Annotated in this window: 13 protein-coding genes and 1 rRNA gene; 2 read left to right on the top strand and 12 right to left on the bottom strand. The window is 45.9% G+C overall.

All coding sequences use genetic code 11. The features are described 5' to 3' along the window. The 10 genes from NV381_RS14765 to NV381_RS14720 form a co-directional block, all read right to left on the bottom strand. Positions 1-214: ribosomal RNA gene (locus tag NV381_RS14765) — 16S ribosomal RNA — on the bottom strand; the annotation flags it as partial. Positions 215-1,519: 1,305 nt separating this feature from the next. Continuing rightward, complete coding sequence (gene ligA / locus NV381_RS14760) at positions 1,520-3,538, bottom strand: NAD-dependent DNA ligase LigA (RefSeq protein ID WP_258214050.1); 2,019 nt, start codon at positions 3,536-3,538, stop codon at positions 1,520-1,522. Between the two features lie 80 nt (positions 3,539-3,618). Further along, entirely contained in the window at positions 3,619-5,961 is a 2,343-nt protein-coding gene (gene pcrA, locus NV381_RS14755; protein ID WP_258214049.1) for a DNA helicase PcrA, read from the bottom strand. An 87-nt stretch (positions 5,962-6,048) separates the two neighbouring features. Continuing rightward, on the bottom strand, positions 6,049-6,741 hold the full coding sequence (locus tag NV381_RS14750) for a heptaprenylglyceryl phosphate synthase (protein WP_258214048.1): 693 nt from the start codon (positions 6,739-6,741) through the stop codon (positions 6,049-6,051). Between the two features lie 607 nt (positions 6,742-7,348). Continuing rightward, positions 7,349-7,594 carry a hypothetical protein gene (locus NV381_RS14745; protein WP_258214047.1) on the bottom strand — a complete coding sequence of 82 codons (246 nt, stop codon included), beginning with the start codon at positions 7,592-7,594 and terminating at the stop codon, positions 7,349-7,351. A gap of 596 nt (positions 7,595-8,190) precedes the next feature. Then, a complete protein-coding gene (locus NV381_RS14740) occupies positions 8,191-10,203 on the bottom strand; it encodes a chemotaxis protein CheA (protein ID WP_258214046.1) in 2,013 nt (670 codons plus the stop codon). 16 nt (positions 10,204-10,219) lie between these two features. After that, positions 10,220-10,648: a chemotaxis protein CheW gene (locus NV381_RS14735; RefSeq protein ID WP_258214045.1), complete on the bottom strand. Its 429-nt coding sequence runs from the start codon at positions 10,646-10,648 to the stop codon at positions 10,220-10,222. An 18-nt stretch (positions 10,649-10,666) separates the two neighbouring features. After that, positions 10,667-12,253, bottom strand: a complete 1,587-nt coding sequence (locus NV381_RS14730; protein WP_258214044.1) for a methyl-accepting chemotaxis protein — start codon at positions 12,251-12,253, stop codon at positions 10,667-10,669. Positions 12,254-12,613: 360 nt separating this feature from the next. Continuing rightward, the gene (locus NV381_RS14725; RefSeq protein WP_258214043.1) at positions 12,614-13,570 is read right to left on the bottom strand and encodes a spore coat protein; all 957 of its coding nucleotides are present in this window, start codon (positions 13,568-13,570) and stop codon (positions 12,614-12,616) included. Positions 13,571-13,589: 19 nt separating this feature from the next. Continuing rightward, a complete protein-coding gene (locus NV381_RS14720) occupies positions 13,590-13,835 on the bottom strand; it encodes a hypothetical protein (protein ID WP_258214042.1) in 246 nt (81 codons plus the stop codon). Positions 13,836-14,146: 311 nt separating this feature from the next. On the opposite strand from NV381_RS14720, the gene NV381_RS14715 reads away from it, so the two are divergent. Beyond that, positions 14,147-15,658: an extracellular solute-binding protein gene (locus NV381_RS14715; protein WP_258214041.1), complete on the top strand. Its 1,512-nt coding sequence runs from the start codon at positions 14,147-14,149 to the stop codon at positions 15,656-15,658. A 74-nt stretch (positions 15,659-15,732) separates the two neighbouring features. Next, on the top strand, positions 15,733-16,635 hold the full coding sequence (locus tag NV381_RS14710; RefSeq protein WP_258214040.1) for a pectinesterase family protein: 903 nt from the start codon (positions 15,733-15,735) through the stop codon (positions 16,633-16,635). A 120-nt stretch (positions 16,636-16,755) separates the two neighbouring features. Here the strand turns inward: NV381_RS14710 and NV381_RS14705 are convergent, their stop codons facing one another. Both NV381_RS14705 and NV381_RS14700 read right to left on the bottom strand, forming a co-directional pair. Next, positions 16,756-17,739, bottom strand: a complete 984-nt coding sequence (locus NV381_RS14705; protein WP_258214039.1) for a DUF4340 domain-containing protein — start codon at positions 17,737-17,739, stop codon at positions 16,756-16,758. Beyond that, the gene (locus NV381_RS14700) at positions 17,736-19,124 is read right to left on the bottom strand and encodes a GldG family protein (protein ID WP_258214038.1); all 1,389 of its coding nucleotides are present in this window, start codon (positions 19,122-19,124) and stop codon (positions 17,736-17,738) included. The genes NV381_RS14705 and NV381_RS14700 overlap by 4 nt, the downstream gene beginning before the upstream one ends. Positions 19,125-19,127: the final 3 nt, after the last annotated feature.

Genomic DNA, 19,127 nt, shown 5'->3' with positions numbered 1-19,127 from the left:
ATTGCTCCGTGTTTCATGAACAGAACATGCGTTCCATCCAGCTATCCGCTCTTAGCTATCGTTTCCGATAGTTATCCCGGTCTTACAGGCAGGTTGCCTACGTGTTACTCACCCGTCCGCCGCTAACTTCACCCGAAGGTGAAATCCGCTCGACTTGCATGTATTAGGCACGCCGCCAGCGTTCGTCCTGAGCCAGGATCAAACTCTCCATTAAAGTTGGCCACAAGGACCGTTTAACGCAAGCTTGTCTTAAGCTCAAAAAACACTAGCAATTCATTGTAATTCATTATGGCATTCAACCATCATTTGTTCAGTTTTCAAAGAGCTTTCACTTCTTATTTGATATCACAATTTTTGTCGTGACAAGAATTTATCTTATCAGAAACGACTGCATATTGCAACATCTTTTTTATTTCCATTTTCGAGCTTGTTCTTTATAAATCATCACCGGCTCAGCGGCGACAAGTGGTAATGTACCATAAATGCGATACTAATTGCAACTGTTTTCTTCAATTATTTTCAAATCAGCATTAAATGGCCCTCTTTCTATAGATAAACCCCTCTATTTCCTTGAAGAAAGCCCTCTCGAAGCCAATTGGTAACACTATTCAGATGGATGTGATCCACTTGGTGGTTCATTGCATTCATTGCTTTTTGATCAGATCTTAAGTTTTCAGCCCTTTTAAAGAATGTACATCGGAATAAGAATTTATGCAAAAACCGTTTAAAACGAATGGACATATCCTATCGATTAGTGAACCGCTAAAATGAATGTTCAAAGAGCACATAAGAAAAGCTTCGGATCGAAGTTCTTTCGATGAAGATACATTCGTGTTTTTTTGTGAAAATAAGAAAGGGTTGTCCCAAAATTCATTTTGGAACAGCCCATCCACGATTGCAAAAGAATCTTCAAGCTTAAGTCCTTTTACACATTCTATGGGATACATTTACTCACTAGGTTTACCCTTTTGAGATAGCCCTTCTTGGGTATTCCCAGCGAATAGCAGTGATGAGTCCGCTTTCCAACGCGCATTAAGCGCACGGTTCGTGGTTCGTTTACAGTATGACGTGGCCACGTGGGGCTCGATCGACCGCCATGCCATGCCGCAACGCGCACCCGGGATTCGCACGAGTTGGAAAAATCCAGCGAACCCCACACAATTATCAGGAAATTATCACGTTATTTTCTCCCAAAAATAGCATTCCAAGCCCTATCACTGGAATTTCTCATGCTAATTCTAAAGAACTGGGCTGATCTCATCCCTTTCGCTTTGATTAGCAGGAGTTTTTCCAGTTAGCTTGCTTTAAAACGATTTCCAGGTTGGATTAACGGGAGAATTTCCATCTAACGTCTTTCTTTCAGTAATCACAAGAGTATCCTGATCTCCTCTACAATGAAAACAATCCTTGAACATCTGTCCTCATTTCATGAATTACTTACACGGAGTTAGCAAGAGCATTCCCACTTAAAAGTGCTGCAAAGAACTTAAACTTTCTACCCGGATGAAAAAGGGAGGCATTATGCCTCCCCTAGTAGCTCCAGCAGCTCTTGCTCATTATCGATGACACGAATGCCCAACTCTTGGGCTTTGGTTAATTTGCTGCCGGCACTTTCTCCAGCTATGACGATGTCTGTTTTTTTCGAGACACTTCCGGTAATCTTCGCACCCATAGCTTCCAGCCGTTTGCCCGCTTCATCGCGGCTCATTAAGGTTAAAGTCCCTGTCAGCACAATAGTTTTGCCAAAGAAAGGATTATCCGTATTGGCGATAACCGGAGCTTCTTCACTTACGGGATTGACTCCAGCCTGGATAAGACGCTCTATACTGCTTTGCATAACGGGGTCACGGAAAAAGCCTACGATACTTTCAGCAACAATGCCTCCGATATCGTTCAACGTAATAAGCTCCTCCGGTGTAGCTTCCATCAGCTTATTCAGGCTGCGGTAGTGGTCGGCCAGCACCTTGGTCGTTGTTTTCCCCGTATTAGGAATACCCAGCGCAAACAAGAATGAAGCCAGATCACATTGCTTGCTCTTCTCAAATGCAGCCAGCAGCTTCGTTGCTTTCTTCTCTCCAAACCGCTCCAGCTTGATTAAATCGTCAAATTGCAGCTGATATAGATCTGCAGGGTCCCGCACGTCCAGCTCTTGATACAGCTGTTCGGCAGTCATAATGCTGAATGTGTCGATGTCCATCGCGTCTCGCGAGGCGAAATGCGTGATTCTCCCAATCAGCTGAGGCCGACACTCCAGTCTGTTCAAACAAAACAAATGTGCTCCCTTCAGCTCAAGCAAAGATCCGCACGAAGGGCAATGTTCAGGGAATGGAATCTCTTGACCATCCTGCTCCTCCGTTACTTTGCCAAGAAGCTCGGGAATGACGTCATTGGAGCGACGAATATAAACTTGACTGCCTAATGCATGCCTCAAGCCTTTGCGCTCAATATCACCTATGTTATTTAGAGTACAGTTTTGTACGGTGACTCCAGCTATATCTACCGGCTCCACCTTGGCCACAGGCGTAATTTTACCGGTGCGGCCTACCTCCCATGAAACGGAAAGCAGCGTCGTCACAGCTTCTTCCGCCTCAAATTTAAAGGCTACAGCCCATCGCGGAAATTTATCCGTGTAACCCAACACCTCGCGCGTACGCATATCGTTAACCTTCAATACCAGGCCATCTATCAGAAAATCAAACGTGTGACGCATCGAGGCTGTGTTATCCAGTTCTTGCACAACCGCTTCAATAGAATCATAGAAGTGGATGAACGGACTAACCCTGAACCGGCTGCTCCGCAAAAACTCGACCATTTCCTGATGGTCCTTGAATGCTAGGCCATCCGTATAGCCGACATTGTAAAAATAAGCGTTAAGCTTCCTCGATGCCGTCACCTTAGGATTAAGGTTACGTAGTGCACCAGCTGCTGCATTGCGCGCATTTTTCAAAAGGTCTACTGCCGTTTTATTGTATTCCTCTAGAACGGACAAGTTCATGATCCCTTCGCCCTGAATTTCAACAATGCCGTCGCGATAAGCTATCTCCATTGGAATAGAGCGGATTGTTTTGACTTGGGCCAAGATACCTTCCCCAACCGTCCCATTACCGCGTGTAGCCGCTTGTACCAGAACCCCATGGTCATAGGTAAGGTTTAAAGTAAGGCCGTCAAATTTAAGCTCCATGACAAAGGTTGGCGCAGGCAGTTGCTCCTCGGGATGCTGGGTATTGTACTCGTTAACCAGCTTCTGAACACGGTTGTGCCAGAGCATTATTTCCTCATGGTTCTGCGCCTTATCCAAACTCCACAGACGTGCCCTGTGTTTATGCTCATCAAAGCCTTTCAGCAATTGATCGCCAACTCGCTGTGTAGGGGAGCTGGGAAAAATCACGCCCGTCTCCCGCTCCAACGCTACAAGCTTGTCGTACAGCTTATCCCAATCCGCATCAGCGATGCTCGGTTGGTCTAATGTATAGTATGAATAGTTATGATGGTTGATTTCTTCGATGAGGGCTTTCATAGCCTCAATGGCATCCTGCATAAAGAAAACCGTCCTCTCCTAAATAAAAGCATTGGCGAATAAACAGTATACAACTGCTGTGTTGAACCACTACGGGGCTGCTAGCTTTGCTTCATAATCGGAGCGAACTTGGCGAGCAGCCGCTTCACTCCGACAGGCGCAGGAAACGCGATCTGCAGCTCGGTGTCGTCGCCGGAGCCTTTCATGGCGACGACGGTTCCGGTGCCCCACTTGCCATGGGCGACTTTATCGCCCATCTTGAATTCGGGCACCGATCCGGCGGCAGCGCCGCCTGCACTTACCACAACCGGCCGGGCTGCACCGGTTGGAGCTGCGCTTCCGGGCGCTGAGGCCCGGAAGCTGACGGTTCTGCCGCCGGAGGCGGGAGCCGAGGCACTTGCGCTGCCGAAGCTGCCCGTGGAGCCGTAGCGGCTCTCACGGCCGGCTGAGGCACCGCCCGAGCGGCCGCCGATGGTGCGGCCAGGCGAAGCCAGCTCCAGCAGCTCCTCGGGGATTTCCGTAAGGAACCGCGAGGGAGCGTTCATGTTGGTGCGCCCGAACAAGGTGCGCATTCTGGCGCAGGTGAGGTAAAGCTCCTGCTCAGCACGGGTGATGCCCACATAAGCCAGCCGGCGCTCTTCTTCGAGCTCCTCATTATCATTCGAGGCACGGCTGTGAGGGAACACACCTTCCTCCATACCAATAATAAAGACAACGGGGAATTCCAGTCCCTTGGCGCTGTGCATAGTCATCAATACGACAGCATTACCACTGTCCGCCTTATCCTCTTCTGTTTTGTTCAACGAATCGATGTCCGCAATCAACGCCAGATCGGTAAGGAAGGAGATAAGCGTTTTGTCCTCGTTGCGCTTCTCAAAATCCAACGTAACGGACAGAAACTCATCGATATTTTCCAGCCGCGCTGTTGATTCAATCGTTTTTTCACGTTGAAACTCGAGCCGGTATTGGGTAAGCTCCAGCATTTTTTCGGTCAATTCCGTTACAGACAAATAATCGACCATACGGTTCAGGTTATCGATCATTTCGCGAAAGTCAGCCAGTGCATGCTTAGCCTTCGCTCCAATCTCCATGCCGTCTACTTCCTCTAAAACTGTGAACAAGGAGACGCCTCTGCGTGCTGCTGCATCCGCCAGCCGTTCAACGGTCGTATCACCTATGCCCCGTTTCGGTACATTTACAACCCGCACAAAGCTAATGTCATCATTGGGGTTGGAAATAAGCCTCAGGTAAGCAAGGATATCCTTAATTTCTTTACGATCATAGAACTTGACGCCGCCAACGATTTGGTAAGGAATATCCGATTTAATTAGTATTTCCTCTATAATACGCGACTGAGCATTGGTCCTGTAAAGAATGGCATGATCTTCATATCTTTTGCCGCTAGCTACATGTTTATTAATCTCACTTGTAATAAAGTACCCTTCTTCATGCTCAGAATCAGCTTGGTACATACGTATTTTGCTTCCGTCACCCTTGCTCGTCCACAGATTTTTCGCTTTACGGCCAGCATTGTTAGCAATTACTTTATTGGCTGCATTCAAAATCGTGGAGGTAGAACGGTAATTTTGTTCTAATAAAATAGTTGTCGCCTTCGGATAGTCCTGCTCGAAATTGAGGATATTGCTAATATCCGCACCCCGCCAGCGATAAATCGACTGGTCACTGTCTCCGACGACGCATATGCGGTTGTGCTTGTCCGCCAGCATTAAACAAAGCATGTATTGAGCACGGTTCGTATCCTGGTATTCGTCAACATGGATGTACTGGAACTTGTTTTGATAAAATTCCAACACCTCGGGCTCTTCCTTAAATAGACGTATCGTCGTCATAATCAAGTCGTCAAAATCCAGCGAGTTGTTGTGTCTCAGCTTTTTCTGATACAGCTTGTACACTTTGGCCACGACACCATCGAAGTAGTCCCCGATTGTACTTTCAACCATCTCCGGAGTTTTCAGCTCGTTCTTGTAGCCACCCATTGCGGCCTGAACCGCTTTGGGCTCAAACTTCTTAACATCGATGTTAAGCTCCTTCATGCAGTTCTTAATTACGGATAATTGATCACCGGAATCAAGTATGGTGAAATTGTTTGTAAAGCCGATGCGGGAAATATCCTTGCGCAAAATACGCACACACATGGAGTGGAAGGTGGATACCCAGATGTCCCGGCCATTCGGGCCGACCAGCTTGCTCACCCGTTCCTGCATTTCACGTGATGCTTTGTTTGTAAAGGTGATTGCCAGTATGCTCCATGGCGCAGCCTTTCTTGTTGCAATTAAATAGGCGATCCGGTGCGTCAGCACTCGGGTCTTGCCGCTGCCCGCTCCAGCCATTATTAGAAGCGGACCGTCGACTGTCTCGACAGCTTTCTTTTGCTGAGGATTCAAAGAATCTATAGATGCAAATAAATCGATGGTTTCATTCATGATATCTAATCCCTTCGATAACGGTTTCTCATATGAGTTTATTAATAAAACAATGAATGGAGTGTTTGTAGTAAAAATGAATTCGTTTTAAATGGATTTGACTGCCTGCACCGTGGCTAACGCCTGTTCAAACTGCTCATAAACCACATTTCCAACCACAACGGTATGGGCTGCCTTGGCTGCTTCACGCGCTTTATCCGGACCGTCAATGCCGCCCCCGTAAAAAAGCCTTGAGCTGTGCAACAAATCTCGGGCGCGCGATACGAGGTTCATATCTCCAAACACCCCGCTGTATTCCAGATAAACAATTGAACAATGAAATAACCGATCCGCCATTCGCACGTATGCCTCGACGTCCTTCGTATCAAGCTGGGTATCAGCTTCTGTAATTAAGGCGGCAGTGGAGTCCCCATTCAGCATAATATAGCCTTCGGTCCTTACTTGCTGCCAATCCAGAATAGCTCCATATTCGCGAAGCGCTTGATGATGATGCCCTACGATCCATTGTGGATCCCGCGCGTTCAATACAATAGGTATAAAAAATAAATCATATCCCGGGACAATAGCTTCTTGATTGGAGACCTCCAGCACACAAGGCACTTCATATCTACGGATTCTCGCAAGCAAATCAACCGTATTATCATAGGTAACACCTGAGGACCCGCCGACCAGAACTGCATCCGTTCCTGATAAACAAAGACGGTCCAGCTGATCGTCTGAAAGCTCCCGGTCAGGATCCAGCTTAAAGACATGCTTCCATTGCTTCATATCCAATAACAAAAGGCCGTGCCTCCCAGCAATACTTAGTCACTCTATTTTAATGAAGCGACGTATCATTTTTGTTCTCTAAAAATTAGTCTAAGCTACCCCTGAATCTGTGTCAAATTTGTTTTGGGGGAACACTCCTTCGCATTATACACTCTCTTTCATCAATGGGAAACAACGGAAAAATGTGCTAATTCATAATGCCGGATATCCTTTATCCTTTCATCTGTCGAGCAGATAACCTTGGAATCGCTCATGCTCGCTTGCTCTTACTGTTTTTATTAATTCTATAAGAAAAGCTTCTGATCGAAGCCTTTTCAAGGAAGATACATTCGTGTATTTATTGTAGCTTTTCTTGCAATATCAGACTTCTTCAGCTCCGCTGAAAACATGTAAAGTCTGATATTATAAGAAAAACGCCTTGCGGCGTCCTTGGTGTACAATCTACGTTTGTGCGTGGGGAGGGAATCGAGTATGGGATTCCGGTCGCTGTTGAAGTCGTGTTCCTTTGAATTTATGTTTGATAGCGGTAGGAACCCGAACTTCAAAGGCGAACGCTATCGCTCCTCCATCCCACACCCGTTCCCTCTTACGGTTCTACTCTGTGCTTTGCGCCGCTTCCTTACTTCCCTAAGCCGGTCTTCGAGCCGTTATTGATAGCACTGAACTCCCCTGCAGGTGTTCCATGTACAGTTAGCATCGCTATACTTTTAGCGAAGATATCCCCTGCATCTAAACAATACGCCAGTACTGCATCCATGAAAGTTGAGGGCAATGCGGAAGTAATTGTTCCTTTATCGCCTGAAAAGTCCAAAAAGCAGAGTGATAAAGGAACTGCCAGTTCCGTTATCACTCTGTTTTTGTGCATAAATGCTCCAATTGGGCCAACATAACGGAATTTCCACTTCCGCTATCGCCCCAAATTGGAGGCGGCAGACGGAATAACGGAACTATCCGTTCCGTACAAAATCCTCCAGGGCTCATCGCCACTTATCCCTATAAAAATCCCCCTTGATCATGGGGTGCATTCAAGATCTTAAGCTCTAGTGTAGCTCAATCTAAGCAAGGTAGGCAGGTTACTCGCTCATTTTTCATTCCTTCGAACAGCTTTCTGATCGAAATTCTTTCATTGAAGATACATTCAATCTTAAGGGCAGCTTGTCTTGCGAGATAATAGGGTACCCTCGGCAAACTTATATCAGAAACGGTATTTTACTTTAGTGCTGTAAGGCACTTAAACTTTCTTATATCTTCAGAAAAGCTTCTGATCGAAGCCCTTTCAAGGAAGATACATTCGTGTATTTATTGTAGCTTTTCTTGCAATATCAGACTTCTTCAGCTCCGCTGAAAACTTATTAAGTCTGATATTATCAAAAAAGGTCCCTACTCTTGAATATTCGCAAGAGTAAGAACCACATTTTTAAATGAATTAGAACATGTACGCAGCCGCCACAAGCGCCCCTATTATACGACCGCTCTAGCTTTATCCTTTTTTAACCTTTGAATTAAATAAGCAATTTCCAAAATCAGGGCAACCCGACCATTCCCAAGAATTGTAGCTCCAGCGATAAAAGGAATTTTCCCCAGAAATGTCCCTAGCGTTTTGATCACAATTTCCTGATTTCCCATCAGCTCATCAACCGCCACTGCCAGCTTCTTTTCTGCTGAGCCCACTATTACAACAGGGATGAATTTACTGTGAAGCTCCCCTTTTGAATAGTGAAGAGCATCACACAACCATACAAGAGGGATAACCTGATTGCGGATTACAATGACGCTCTCCCCTTGTACTGTCTGAATCTCTTCCATAGGAACACGGACAATCTCAATTACGTTATTCATTGGGATTACAAAATCACGGTCGCTGACCTTCACCATCAGACCTGTAATAATAGCAAGTGTTAACGGAATGCGAACTGTAAAGCAAGTACCTACATCGGGAGTGGACTGAATATCTATTAGTCCATTAAGTCTCTCGATCTGATTGCGGACAATATCCATTCCTACACCCCGGCCGGACACCTCGCTAACTGAAGCCGCCGTCGAGAATCCCGGCTGGAAGATTAAATACATAGCGCTGTGATCAGAGAGTCTGCCCGCTTCCTCCTCCGAGATGATCCCCTTGCGCAAAGCAGAAGCTTTAATACGCTCTGGAATGATCCCCGCTCCATCATCTTCTACAGTAATAACAACCTGATTATCCTCATGGTACGAGTTTAAACGGACACGGCCTCTGGCTCTCTTGCCTTTACTTAAGCGTGTCTCTGCAGATTCAATACCGTGATCAACCGCATTGCGGATTAGATGAATTAAGGGATCCCCTATTTCTTCAATGAGCGTCCGATCGAGCTCCGTTTCCATCCCTTCTAACACTAACTCGATTTCTTTGTCCAGCTTCTGGGAGAGATCCCGAACCATCCTCGGAAAACGGTTGAATAGATGCTCGATTGGCAGCATTCGTGCTTTCATGACGCTTTCCTGCAGCTCTTCCACGATACTGGACATATGATCCGTTATGTCGCTAAGTCTCTCCACAAATTCTTCGTTCGCAAACCTATGAGACACTGACTGCTTAAGCTGGGAGAGAGAGGTCTGGTCAATAAGCAGTTCTCCCACCAGATTCATAAGATGCTCCAACCGCTCTACACTCACACGAATAGTTTGCGGCCCCTGCTTACTTTTTTCTTCTAATACGGTTTCCTTAGGGCCAGGCAAAGGCTGGCTCTCCTTTTTACTTAACGGCTGTTTGTAGGATTCCACCTTAGCCAACCTGACATCCGTTAGGATTGACGCCTGATTCTGCACGTCTTTAATATCCAGAGAAGTGCTTATCAAAAATACGGATTCCGAATAGCCATCTTCCGCTGCTGCTCCTTCTTGTTTAAATAAGGCAGATGGCTCCGATACAATAATAGCTCCGTATTGGGCAGATATTTCTTGAGCAATCAGATGGAAGCGTGCGGCTTTCATGGGGCAATCGTCCGCCAGACTTAGCTGGATTTTCAACAGGCGCAGCCCTGATTCCACCGCTTCCTCCAGCCGCAGTGATTGTTCCAAGGTAAGCTCCGGCAAATTCCTCCATTTGGGTAGAAGAACTTCTGTACCTTTGGTGAAATTCTGAAGGTCGTATAACAGTTTGGAAATATCCGAATAAGTATGGCCCCGCATATATTCATCCCGCAATGCTTTCAACACATCCAAAGCACCAAACAGCAAATTAATAAGACGGGGATCTACCTCAAGCTTGTTTCCCCTAACCATATCCAACAAATGCTCAACCTCATGAGTTAAAGATTTCATCTCCTCAAAGCCCATGGCAGCTGAAGAGCCCTTAATGGTGTGAGCGGAACGGAAAATGGATTGAACTATTTCTTCCGACGCGTCCTTTTCCATAGAAAGCAAATCTTGCTCCATACGTTCAAGCTGATCCACCAGTTCTTCAATAAACGCTTCCCGGTAGGCTGATAGGTCTTCCATTAGTATCCGCCTCCTTTTAGTCGCGCAGCAGCACTTCATCCAGTTTTAAAATACCGACCAACTTCTGCTCCCGAAGTCCAATCCCCAGAAAATAGGCTCCGCTTACGCCTGCTACATGTTCAGGCGGAGGCTGAATATCAGCAAATGTAGTTACTTTGTTCACTTGGTCCACAATGATTCCAACCGATTCTTCCTGGTGCTTAACGACCACAATGCGTGTAGACTTGGTAAACGTCTGTTCAGGCAAACCAAACAAATTCCGAAAACTGATTATGGGGACAACCTTTCCCCTTAAGTTAATTACGCCCTTCACATACTGTTTGCAGTGAGGGATTTCAGTGATGGTCTGCATCTTGATGATCTCATGAATTTCTTCAATTCTGACGGCGTAAGCTTCAGCTCCGACAGTCATCTCAATGTATTGGTCCTGTTGTACCGTTGCCATAGGATCACATCCGCATAGTTAAATTTTAAAAATGGAAATGGAGGAATTAAGTTCATCCGCAAGCTGCGCCAGCGACTGACAAGTTGCTGCGGTTTCTTCCGACGCTGCCGCCGATTCCTGACTGGAAGCGGATATTAATTCTACAGATTGCATAACCTCGGCTGCTTGCGCAGCTTCTTCTTCACAAGCCGCCGCAATCTCATTTACCTTCTGGGAGGAATCATTCACCATTCTGATAATATTCTGAAAGGCAACGCTTGTTTGTGAGGACTGAGTCACACTGTCTGTAACAGCCGTTACACTTTGTTTCGTATTAGACTGCATAACTTTAATGATGGACGATATTTCTTTGGTCGCTTCGCTGCTTCTCTCAGCCAGCTTGCGGACTTCATCGGCTACCACAGCAAACCCTCTGCCTTGATCGCCTGCTCTAGCCGCTTCTATAGCTGCATTCAGCGCAAGTAAATTGGTTTGATCGGCAATATCGTCTATAACTTCAATAATGTCGCCTATTTTCAAAGAATCCTCTTCCAAGCGGGCCATTGTCTGACTTACAGCCTGCATACCCACTACGGATGCTTGCACGACAATATCACCTTCATTTGCTGTCTTTACCGTTATGTTCGATAATTCAGCAGCTTGTTCAGCGCTTTCGGCAACCGAATTAATTGCCACACTCAGCTCTTTAAACAATTCCGTAATGGATTGGGCCGAATGAGCTTGATTCGTACTGCTCCCAGCAATTTCTTGTGTGCTTGCAGAAATTTGCTCAGAGGCTGCCGCCACGCTTTGGGAGGATTGTATAACGCCTCCAATAAGATTGCGCAAGCTATTGATCATTTGATTAATAGAAGCAGCTAATTGTCCTACCTCATCTTTCGTATCAATGTTGGCTTTCTCTTGCAGATCGCCGTGAGCCACCTTCGCCACCAAATCTACAATACGAGATAGCGGCCGCGCAATCGATTGGGCTATCCCATACCCCATCAATATACTAATTAAAAAGGCTGCAATAACTATAATGATTGTCATCATTCGTGCAGACGCATAAGCTTCAGCGGATTGTGTGTTCGTTTCTTCAGCCAGCTTCACATTAATATCTATCAGCTTTGTTAAGCTCTCTCTGACCTTAGTTCCTGCGGCTGTTAACTCCGAGCCTTGAAACTTTATATAATCCGTTTTGTCCTCTTTGTCAGCCAGCTTCATGGCAGTCTCCAGCGTTTTCAAATAAGCCGTAAATACAGTATCAAAATTTTTGAGCTGATCTTTTTCGGGTTGAGTAAGCTTCGTACTGCGGTAAACTTCTATTTGCTCCTGTATTTCTTTTATGTATGTTTGAATATCTGTCTGCAGTTTATCTCTATCCGACAAAGTAGCAGCCAAGCTAATATCACGTGCTGCAACACGACCATTTTGATAGCTATTTAACCCGGACGATAACCTTTGGATCGATGTAAGATTATTATTATACATTTCGTGGATATTGTTGTTCATCATGTTCAGATTTGAAATCGCATACATTCCGACAATGGCTACAATAATTGCTACGGTTACAAATGCGGAAATTAATTTTACCGACGTCTTCAAGTTCATAAACCACTTCATAGTATCACCCTCTGTAAAATAGTTGTTTTGCCGCAAATGATTTCTACGTACGCCTTACTCGATAAATCCACCGGTCTTCTTCTGGTTAGTTGGCTAGTTGGTTGGTGTGCTCGGGCATCATCCTTTGCAGCAAATCCATATTTCGACTAAATTCGACATTTTACAGCAATTTTAGATAAATATTATCACGCTAAATCGTTATTTTCAAGTCCCGAATTAGTCATTTGGACCTAATTTATTATTAAAAATTTATCTTTTTTATTTATCATTTATTGCTTCGAACTATCCGACAGTCTACAACAACGATACCCCCCTGCAATAGGCAAGGGGGTATCGTTTGTCGTATTGGAAATCCCAATGTTAGATAAAACTTTTACCCGTCGATTCAGCGGATCGGTTCTGATTCTGAGAAGATGCCGATGTCAAAGTGTTTTCATTCTCATCGGACCCGTGCCAATTGAAGCTGTTACCGCCCCGCGCACCCGTAGACGAGCTAAATGTATCCTGTGCGTTTTTGGAGAAGGATGTATCCGCGCTGCTGCTGTACTTATTTGTGTTGTAATCTTGATTAGCCGTAGCCGAGATTGACGCTTGGCCAATTCTAGCCGTTGAGGAGCTGCTGAAATCTTGCCCTCCAGTAAAAGAGCTCTTCGCACCCGAATAATCGTTAGCCTCACTTTGTGAGCCGGATGATTGATTCTGGCTGTACCCGGTATTCGTATTTTGCGAAAAACCGAGTCCGGAGTTATGGATGGCTTGATTAAAGTTCTGATTGAAGCCCGGAGTGCTGCTGATGCCTTGGCTATAGCTTTGTCCATAGCTCTGTCCCTGGCTGCCTTGTGCCGGAAGGGATTGAGTGTATGGCTGGTAAGACGGCGCTTGAGTCGACTGCTGATAAGGCTGCGAGGACTGGAAAGCGGTATTAACATATTGCTGCTGCTGGAATCCGCCTGCTCCCGCAAAATGGCTCTGCAGCGATTGTTGGACAAAAGACTGAAGCTGTTCCGCCTTTTGAATTTGCTGTTGAAGCTCTTGCTGAATTTCCTGCTGATCCGCAGCTTTAATCGGACCGTAACCACTTAGCTGAGACAATACCGTAAATAGCTCCGCCTGATCCTGCATCGTGTGCTGTGCAATCGTCTGGAAAGTTTGGCGAATGGCGGGATGCGATGATTCCAAAGCAGCGGTTGTATACTCACGCGCCGTTCGCTTTAATTCGGACAGCACCAAATTACCCCAGTCCTGCTCTTTAAGCTGTGTATTCTGAGTTTGATTACTTTGCTGATTATATGAGTTGGTAAGTGTTTGCTGATACATAGCTGCACCTCCTGTGCGATTAGTGGGTCAATTGCGATTGCTGCTGCAATGTTCTAAGAAGTTGATCCGTATGCTGCAGACGGTCTTGTGCAAGCTGAATCAGTACCTGCTTCAACTGAGGGGATTGACTGTCGGCTGCGGATTGTACGGCCAGCTTGGCCAGCAGGTCCTCATTTTTTAAGCAGTCTGTTATGTATGCCAGTTCTTTGGAGCTGACCATATTTCCTTGTTGCTGCTGTTGCTGTTGTTGTTGTTGTGTATACATCGATTTACCTCCTTTCATGTTGTCAAAAGTAGGTTGTCCAGTTTGTGGAAGCCCTATGCATAATTTCCTTTTCCTTCTAAGCGAGTTATATTCCCAAGCTATCTTGTAGTAACCATGCAAAAATAAGGGTTAAGTTCGGCATGCACAATGTTAAATCAAGCACATTAGTCTTGTAAAACCGCGCTACTAGCGCATTGTTTAGTAAGAAGTTAAATCCAGTGTCTGGCTTGAACCCGCGATAAGATAGATAATATGGCAAGTGACCAAGATAAATTTAGAGAAAAAATTAGAGAAAAAAGGTGGAGGAACCAATGAACAAACAAAAAACTCTAGCGTCCCTAAGTGTACTTGCCATGGCCGGCTCGATAGTTGCAGGCTGCGGCGGTGGAAAAGAATCAGCAGCAGGCAGCACCATTTCAGATACAACTCCATTCCCAGTTTCAATAGCATTGACGCAAGTAGGAGATATTCCGAGCGATGGGAATGAAATCAATCAAGCGATTGAAAAATACACAAATACAAAGCTTAATATTCAATGGATTCCGAACTCAGCTTATGACGATAAGGTTAACGTTATGATCGCATCCAGCGAAATGCCTAAGCTGCTTAAGGTCCAGTATGTACCTAATATCATCAGCAACATGCAGTCTGATTTGTTCTGGGAAGTTGGTCCTTATTTGAAGGATTACAAAAACCTGGCTGCTCAAAGCGAACAGTTTTATGACAACATTAAAGTGGACGGAAAAGTATATGGCGTTCCTGTTTTCTCCGAAATTGCCCGTGCTGCGATCGTTTACCGTAAGGATTGGCTCGATAACCTTGGGTTGAAAGTTCCTAAATCCGTTGACGACTGGTACAATGTAGCCAAAGCTATGACGTTAAACGACCCGGATAAAAACGGTAAAAATGATACTTACGGCGTCGTCTTGTTTAAAAGGTATAACGAAGGCCAAACTTCTTTGACCACCCGCTTTGCAGTTGGTATGGGAGCGCCTAACAAGTGGGAAATCACTAAGGATGGAAATATCCTCCCTGAATTCATGTCCCCAGAGTATACCGATGTTTTGAAAATGTACCGCAAGCTTTATGATGAAAAGCTGCTTAATCAAGACTTTGCCGTTCTGGACTCAACAGAAGCCGATAAAATGTTTGATTCCGGCCGTGTAGGGATCAAAATTGCCGTTGCCACAACAGCTAAGAGCCAACAAGACCGCCTGTCCAAGGTCGACCCTAAAGCCGTGGTTGATGTAGCTCCTCTCGAAGGGCCGAAGGGCATACGCGTAGCAGGTCAAACAGGCAACTCCGGCATTTATGTAATCCCGAAATCCTCTGTAAAAACAGAAGCCGAAATGAAGCGTGTTCTTAAATTCCTTGATCAGCTAATGGATCCGGAAATGGCTACATTGTTAATGCGCGGAATCGAGAACAAACACTATGTGAAAACATCGGATAACCGTACGGAATTTACAGATTTCACTGCTTTCCAACGTGAGGTTAAGCCTTACCGTGATAATTTCCCTTATATCGAAGGTTATAACGTTCTTCCACTTAAAGACGTAGCTATCGGGGAAAAAGGAACTAAGCTTACTCAAGAAAACATGAAAAGTGCTATTCCGAACCCGGCTTTGACGTTCATTTCAGCTACGTACAGCGAGCGCGGCAAAGAGCTGGAGCAAATGATTTATGACGCTCAAACCAAATACATCATGGGTAAAATAGATGATGCCGGTTATCAAGCTGAGATCGAGAAATGGAAGAAATCCGGCGGACAGAAGCTGATGGATGAGTATAAAGCTGAAAACGCCAAACGTACGAAGAAATAGGAAAAACCATATTATAAAAAGAGTGGGACACCGATTGGCGGTGTCCCTTTCTACCATTAGAAAGAGGAGAACCTATGCGACAGTTAACAGTGGCCCTTGATGGCAGCGGCGATTTTAATTGTGTACAAGAAGCTATTGATGCAGTGCGGGTTCATTGGCAGAGCGACACCCGTATACTCATTAAAAACGGAGTATATCGGGAGAAAATCATTATCCCCGATAACAAAACAAGGATATGGTTGGTAGGAGAAAGCCGCGAAGGCACTATTCTTAGCAATAATGAATATGCCCGTATTGTGGGGACTGATGGAAAAGAGATTGGAACTTTCCAAACCCCTGTATTAACGATGGCAGGCGATGACTGCCGGTTGGAAAACTTAACCGTTCAAAATACAGCCGGATACGGCCATGAGATCGGGCAAGCGCTCGCGCTTTATATAGCAGGAGACCGCGTTACCGTGCATAATGTCTCACTGCTGGGCAATCAAGATACCTTGTATACGTGCAAAGGGAGGAACTACTTTCGGGGCTGCTATATTGAAGGACACATCGACTTTATATTCGGCTCAGCTACTGTTGTGTTCGATGAATGTGAAATACACAGCCTACGGGATGGCTACATTACTGCCGCTTCCACCGAGCATTACAGACCTTACGGCTACGTGTTTCTGAAATGCCGCTTGACTGGAGCTGCAGATAACGGAACCGTATTCCTGGGACGGCCATGGCGTCCATACGCTCACACAGCATTTATTGATACCTGGATGGGGGCTCATATTCATGCAGAGGGATGGGATCATTGGGATGATCCCAACAATGAGTCAACCGTGCGGTATTACGAATACGGCAGTACAGGTCCAGGAGCCAATCAGTCTTCCCGGGTTGGCTGGTCCAAGCTGTTGACGCAGGAGGAAGCCGAGCAAATGACCCCAGCGCATATATTGGCGGGTATCGACGGCTGGAATCCGAACGAATGAAAAGCCAGGGATAATTAGTCGCATTTTTCAGGGACGAAGCAGGCTGCTATCTATATAACCTAAAAACATCCCGACTCCAACGAAACAGGAGATCGGGATGTTTGATTTGGATCGAAACGATTACTTGGTTGGCAGCTCCATTGGAGCAGCCGGTATAGGACTCGCAGGAGGTGCTTCCGTCCCCGGTGGCTGCGGCAGCTCTTTATTGGCCAGCTCCTGGATGGAATCTAGAGGCAGGGCATAGGCCCACTCTGCGCCCTCTTTTACGAACCATACGTTGTCTTGCTCGACTTTACCCAAATATACGGTCGTTATCTCCTTTTGGGAGGCGTCTACCGATTTGACCTCTACCCGCAGCTCAGGCGAACTCATATTGATGCCGCTTGACGGACGGGCAGGCTGTTCGGTGGAAAGAAATTTCAGCCTGTTAAGATATTGGCCAATATCTGTTCCCTTCACGACTTTGTCATCCAGCTTCCAGTCGGACTCGAACGACTTTTTGTCGGCATCCGTTTTCGTAATCGCCCATTTCTCACCCTTCCAAGCCACGCTCAAGCTGCGGACCTGGTCATACTCCAGCGTAACCGGGCTTTTCTCCATGAAATCAAGCTGAGTCATAGCGAGCGGCTTGGTCTGGGAATCGCTCAGCTGGAATACTTCCGGAGATCCGCTGAGCATTGCATAGCTGAAGCCTTTTATAGCTACCGGAGCACCTACACTGATCGTATAAGAGGTGCCGTTATTCAGGCTCACCTTGAACTGTTGGCTTGGCTTTTCCAGCCCAAATTGCGCCAGATCGGCAGCATTAGCATCAACCGTCTTGTCTTTGCTAAGCGCGTTGAACGATTCCACCCAGCCATCGGCACCATAATCATTAAGGGGCAGTGGGGACGGCTTGTTCATTGTCCATTTGCCATCTTTACGCTGCAGCTCGATTTCGCTATCCTCAGCTTTAATCGAAAAGCTCGCCACCTCGTCCTTGTTGACCTTCACAAGCGAAGCAACAGGAGCCTTACTTTCCTTGAAAAAGTCTTTGCTGGACGCATACCAGAAGCCACCTATACAAATAATGACCAGCAATAGTGTGGGAATTAGCCGTTTCATCCTTTTCTCCTCCTCCACCAAATCGTACCTCCGACGATCAGGAAGAGCAGTGGGAATAACAGCACAGTACCGTAAAATATTGAACTTGCCTGACTTCCTGTAATCATCGCTTGCTTGATCGCGTCACCCTCACGCGGACGGATCGTAACCTGATCCTTCTGCTCTTGCAGCCAGCCAACGCTGTTAAGCGCGAAATCGCGGTTGCCTTGCTGTTGAATCACATTGTCAACGAGGAAGGATGAACCGCCCAGCACAACAGCTTTCGGCTTGTTCTCTTTCGTTTCCGCGACGTAACCAAGGTTTAGTGGGCCCTTGATATCCTTCTCATCTTTGACTGTACGGCTCTTCGTTAATGTCTCAATATCCGTTTCTCCATAAGCGTTCTCTGTAGTCTTCAGGATCACCGTAGTTGTGTAATCAGTCACAGGCTGATCCGAGCTCAAAGTAACTGCCAGGTTCATCATAGTCAATAAATTGTAATCCTGAAGCTTTCTCGTAATGGCATGGGAACCATACTCCGGAATGATCGTCAATGGATCGAATAATTGGCTCTGCTTGGGCTCAATCGCAATGGCATGCTGATCCTTAATGCCATACTGTGCCAGCAATCCATCTATATTTTTCCATTGTGTCGCCATGTCTTTGTTAAAGCCCAGTGCCGCATAAAGCTTGCCTTTCCCCTTCAAATATTCCTTAATGACGTCACTTTCTTTATCACTAATGTCATTCTGCGGGCCTATGAGGAACAAAACCTCTGCATCATCGGGAATCTTGCCTTCACGAAGCAAATTCAATTCCTTCACTTCATAATTTTCACCTTCCAGTCCACTGCGCCACAGATTCAGCTGATTCAACGGAATCTCGTTATGACCGGACAGGAAATAGAGCTTGCTTTTTTCCTTGACGTTTAAATTAACCAGAGCTTGAGTCAGCTTCTCTTCCCCGCTGAACTTGTACTCGCCCTGCTGCTGTCCTGGGATGAACATGTCAGCATAATACAACGTTTTCTTCACGGTTCCGCTCTCCACCACGAGCGTTCCGGACGGATCGACATCATACTGTTTAGCTAAAGCAGGCTGTTTGACAATATCATATTGATCGAACACGATTTTGCCATTGCGCTTCTTATATTCCTGTACCAACTCATCCACTTGGCGTTTAATATAAGGGTCCGTCTGGTCACTCGTTAGAGAGATCATATGCACATCTTTATCTAGCGCCTTCAAGGTTTCCGTTGTTTTATCGGATAGCGTAAACTTTTTATTTTGCGTTAAATCGATCTGCAAACTTTTCGTGGAGTTTAGAAAAATCGTCAGAACGATAAAAATACCGATCACTGCCAGTGACAATACAACGGCATTCGTACCGCGAATCCACTTATTCAATAC

Origin of the sequence: Paenibacillus radicis (ex Xue et al. 2023), assembly GCF_024722015.1 — a bacterium.
GTDB lineage: Bacteria > Bacillota > Bacilli > Paenibacillales > NBRC-103111 > Paenibacillus_S.
The sequence above is the reverse complement of the archived record's forward strand: the minus strand, read 5'-3'. Positions and strand labels throughout refer to the sequence as shown.

Excerpts from the sequence above, each read along its gene's own strand:
- ligA (WP_258214050.1), bottom strand. The coding sequence starts at position 3,538 with ATGCAGGATGCCATTGAGGCTATGAAAGCCCTCATCGAAGAAATCAAC.
- pcrA (WP_258214049.1), bottom strand. The coding sequence starts at position 5,961 with ATGAATGAAACCATCGATTTATTTGCATCTATAGATTCTTTGAATCCT.
- NV381_RS14745 (WP_258214047.1), bottom strand. The coding sequence starts at position 7,594 with ATGCACAAAAACAGAGTGATAACGGAACTGGCAGTTCCTTTATCACTC.
- NV381_RS14740 (WP_258214046.1), bottom strand. The coding sequence starts at position 10,203 with ATGGAAGACCTATCAGCCTACCGGGAAGCGTTTATTGAAGAACTGGTG.
- NV381_RS14735 (WP_258214045.1), bottom strand. The coding sequence starts at position 10,648 with ATGGCAACGGTACAACAGGACCAATACATTGAGATGACTGTCGGAGCT.
- NV381_RS14730 (WP_258214044.1), bottom strand. The coding sequence starts at position 12,253 with ATGAAGTGGTTTATGAACTTGAAGACGTCGGTAAAATTAATTTCCGCA.
- NV381_RS14725 (WP_258214043.1), bottom strand. The coding sequence starts at position 13,570 with ATGTATCAGCAAACACTTACCAACTCATATAATCAGCAAAGTAATCAA.
- NV381_RS14720 (WP_258214042.1), bottom strand. The coding sequence starts at position 13,835 with ATGTATACACAACAACAACAACAGCAACAGCAGCAACAAGGAAATATG.
- NV381_RS14715 (WP_258214041.1), top strand. The coding sequence starts at position 14,147 with ATGAACAAACAAAAAACTCTAGCGTCCCTAAGTGTACTTGCCATGGCC.
- NV381_RS14710 (WP_258214040.1), top strand. The coding sequence starts at position 15,733 with ATGCGACAGTTAACAGTGGCCCTTGATGGCAGCGGCGATTTTAATTGT.
- NV381_RS14705 (WP_258214039.1), bottom strand. The coding sequence starts at position 17,739 with ATGAAACGGCTAATTCCCACACTATTGCTGGTCATTATTTGTATAGGT.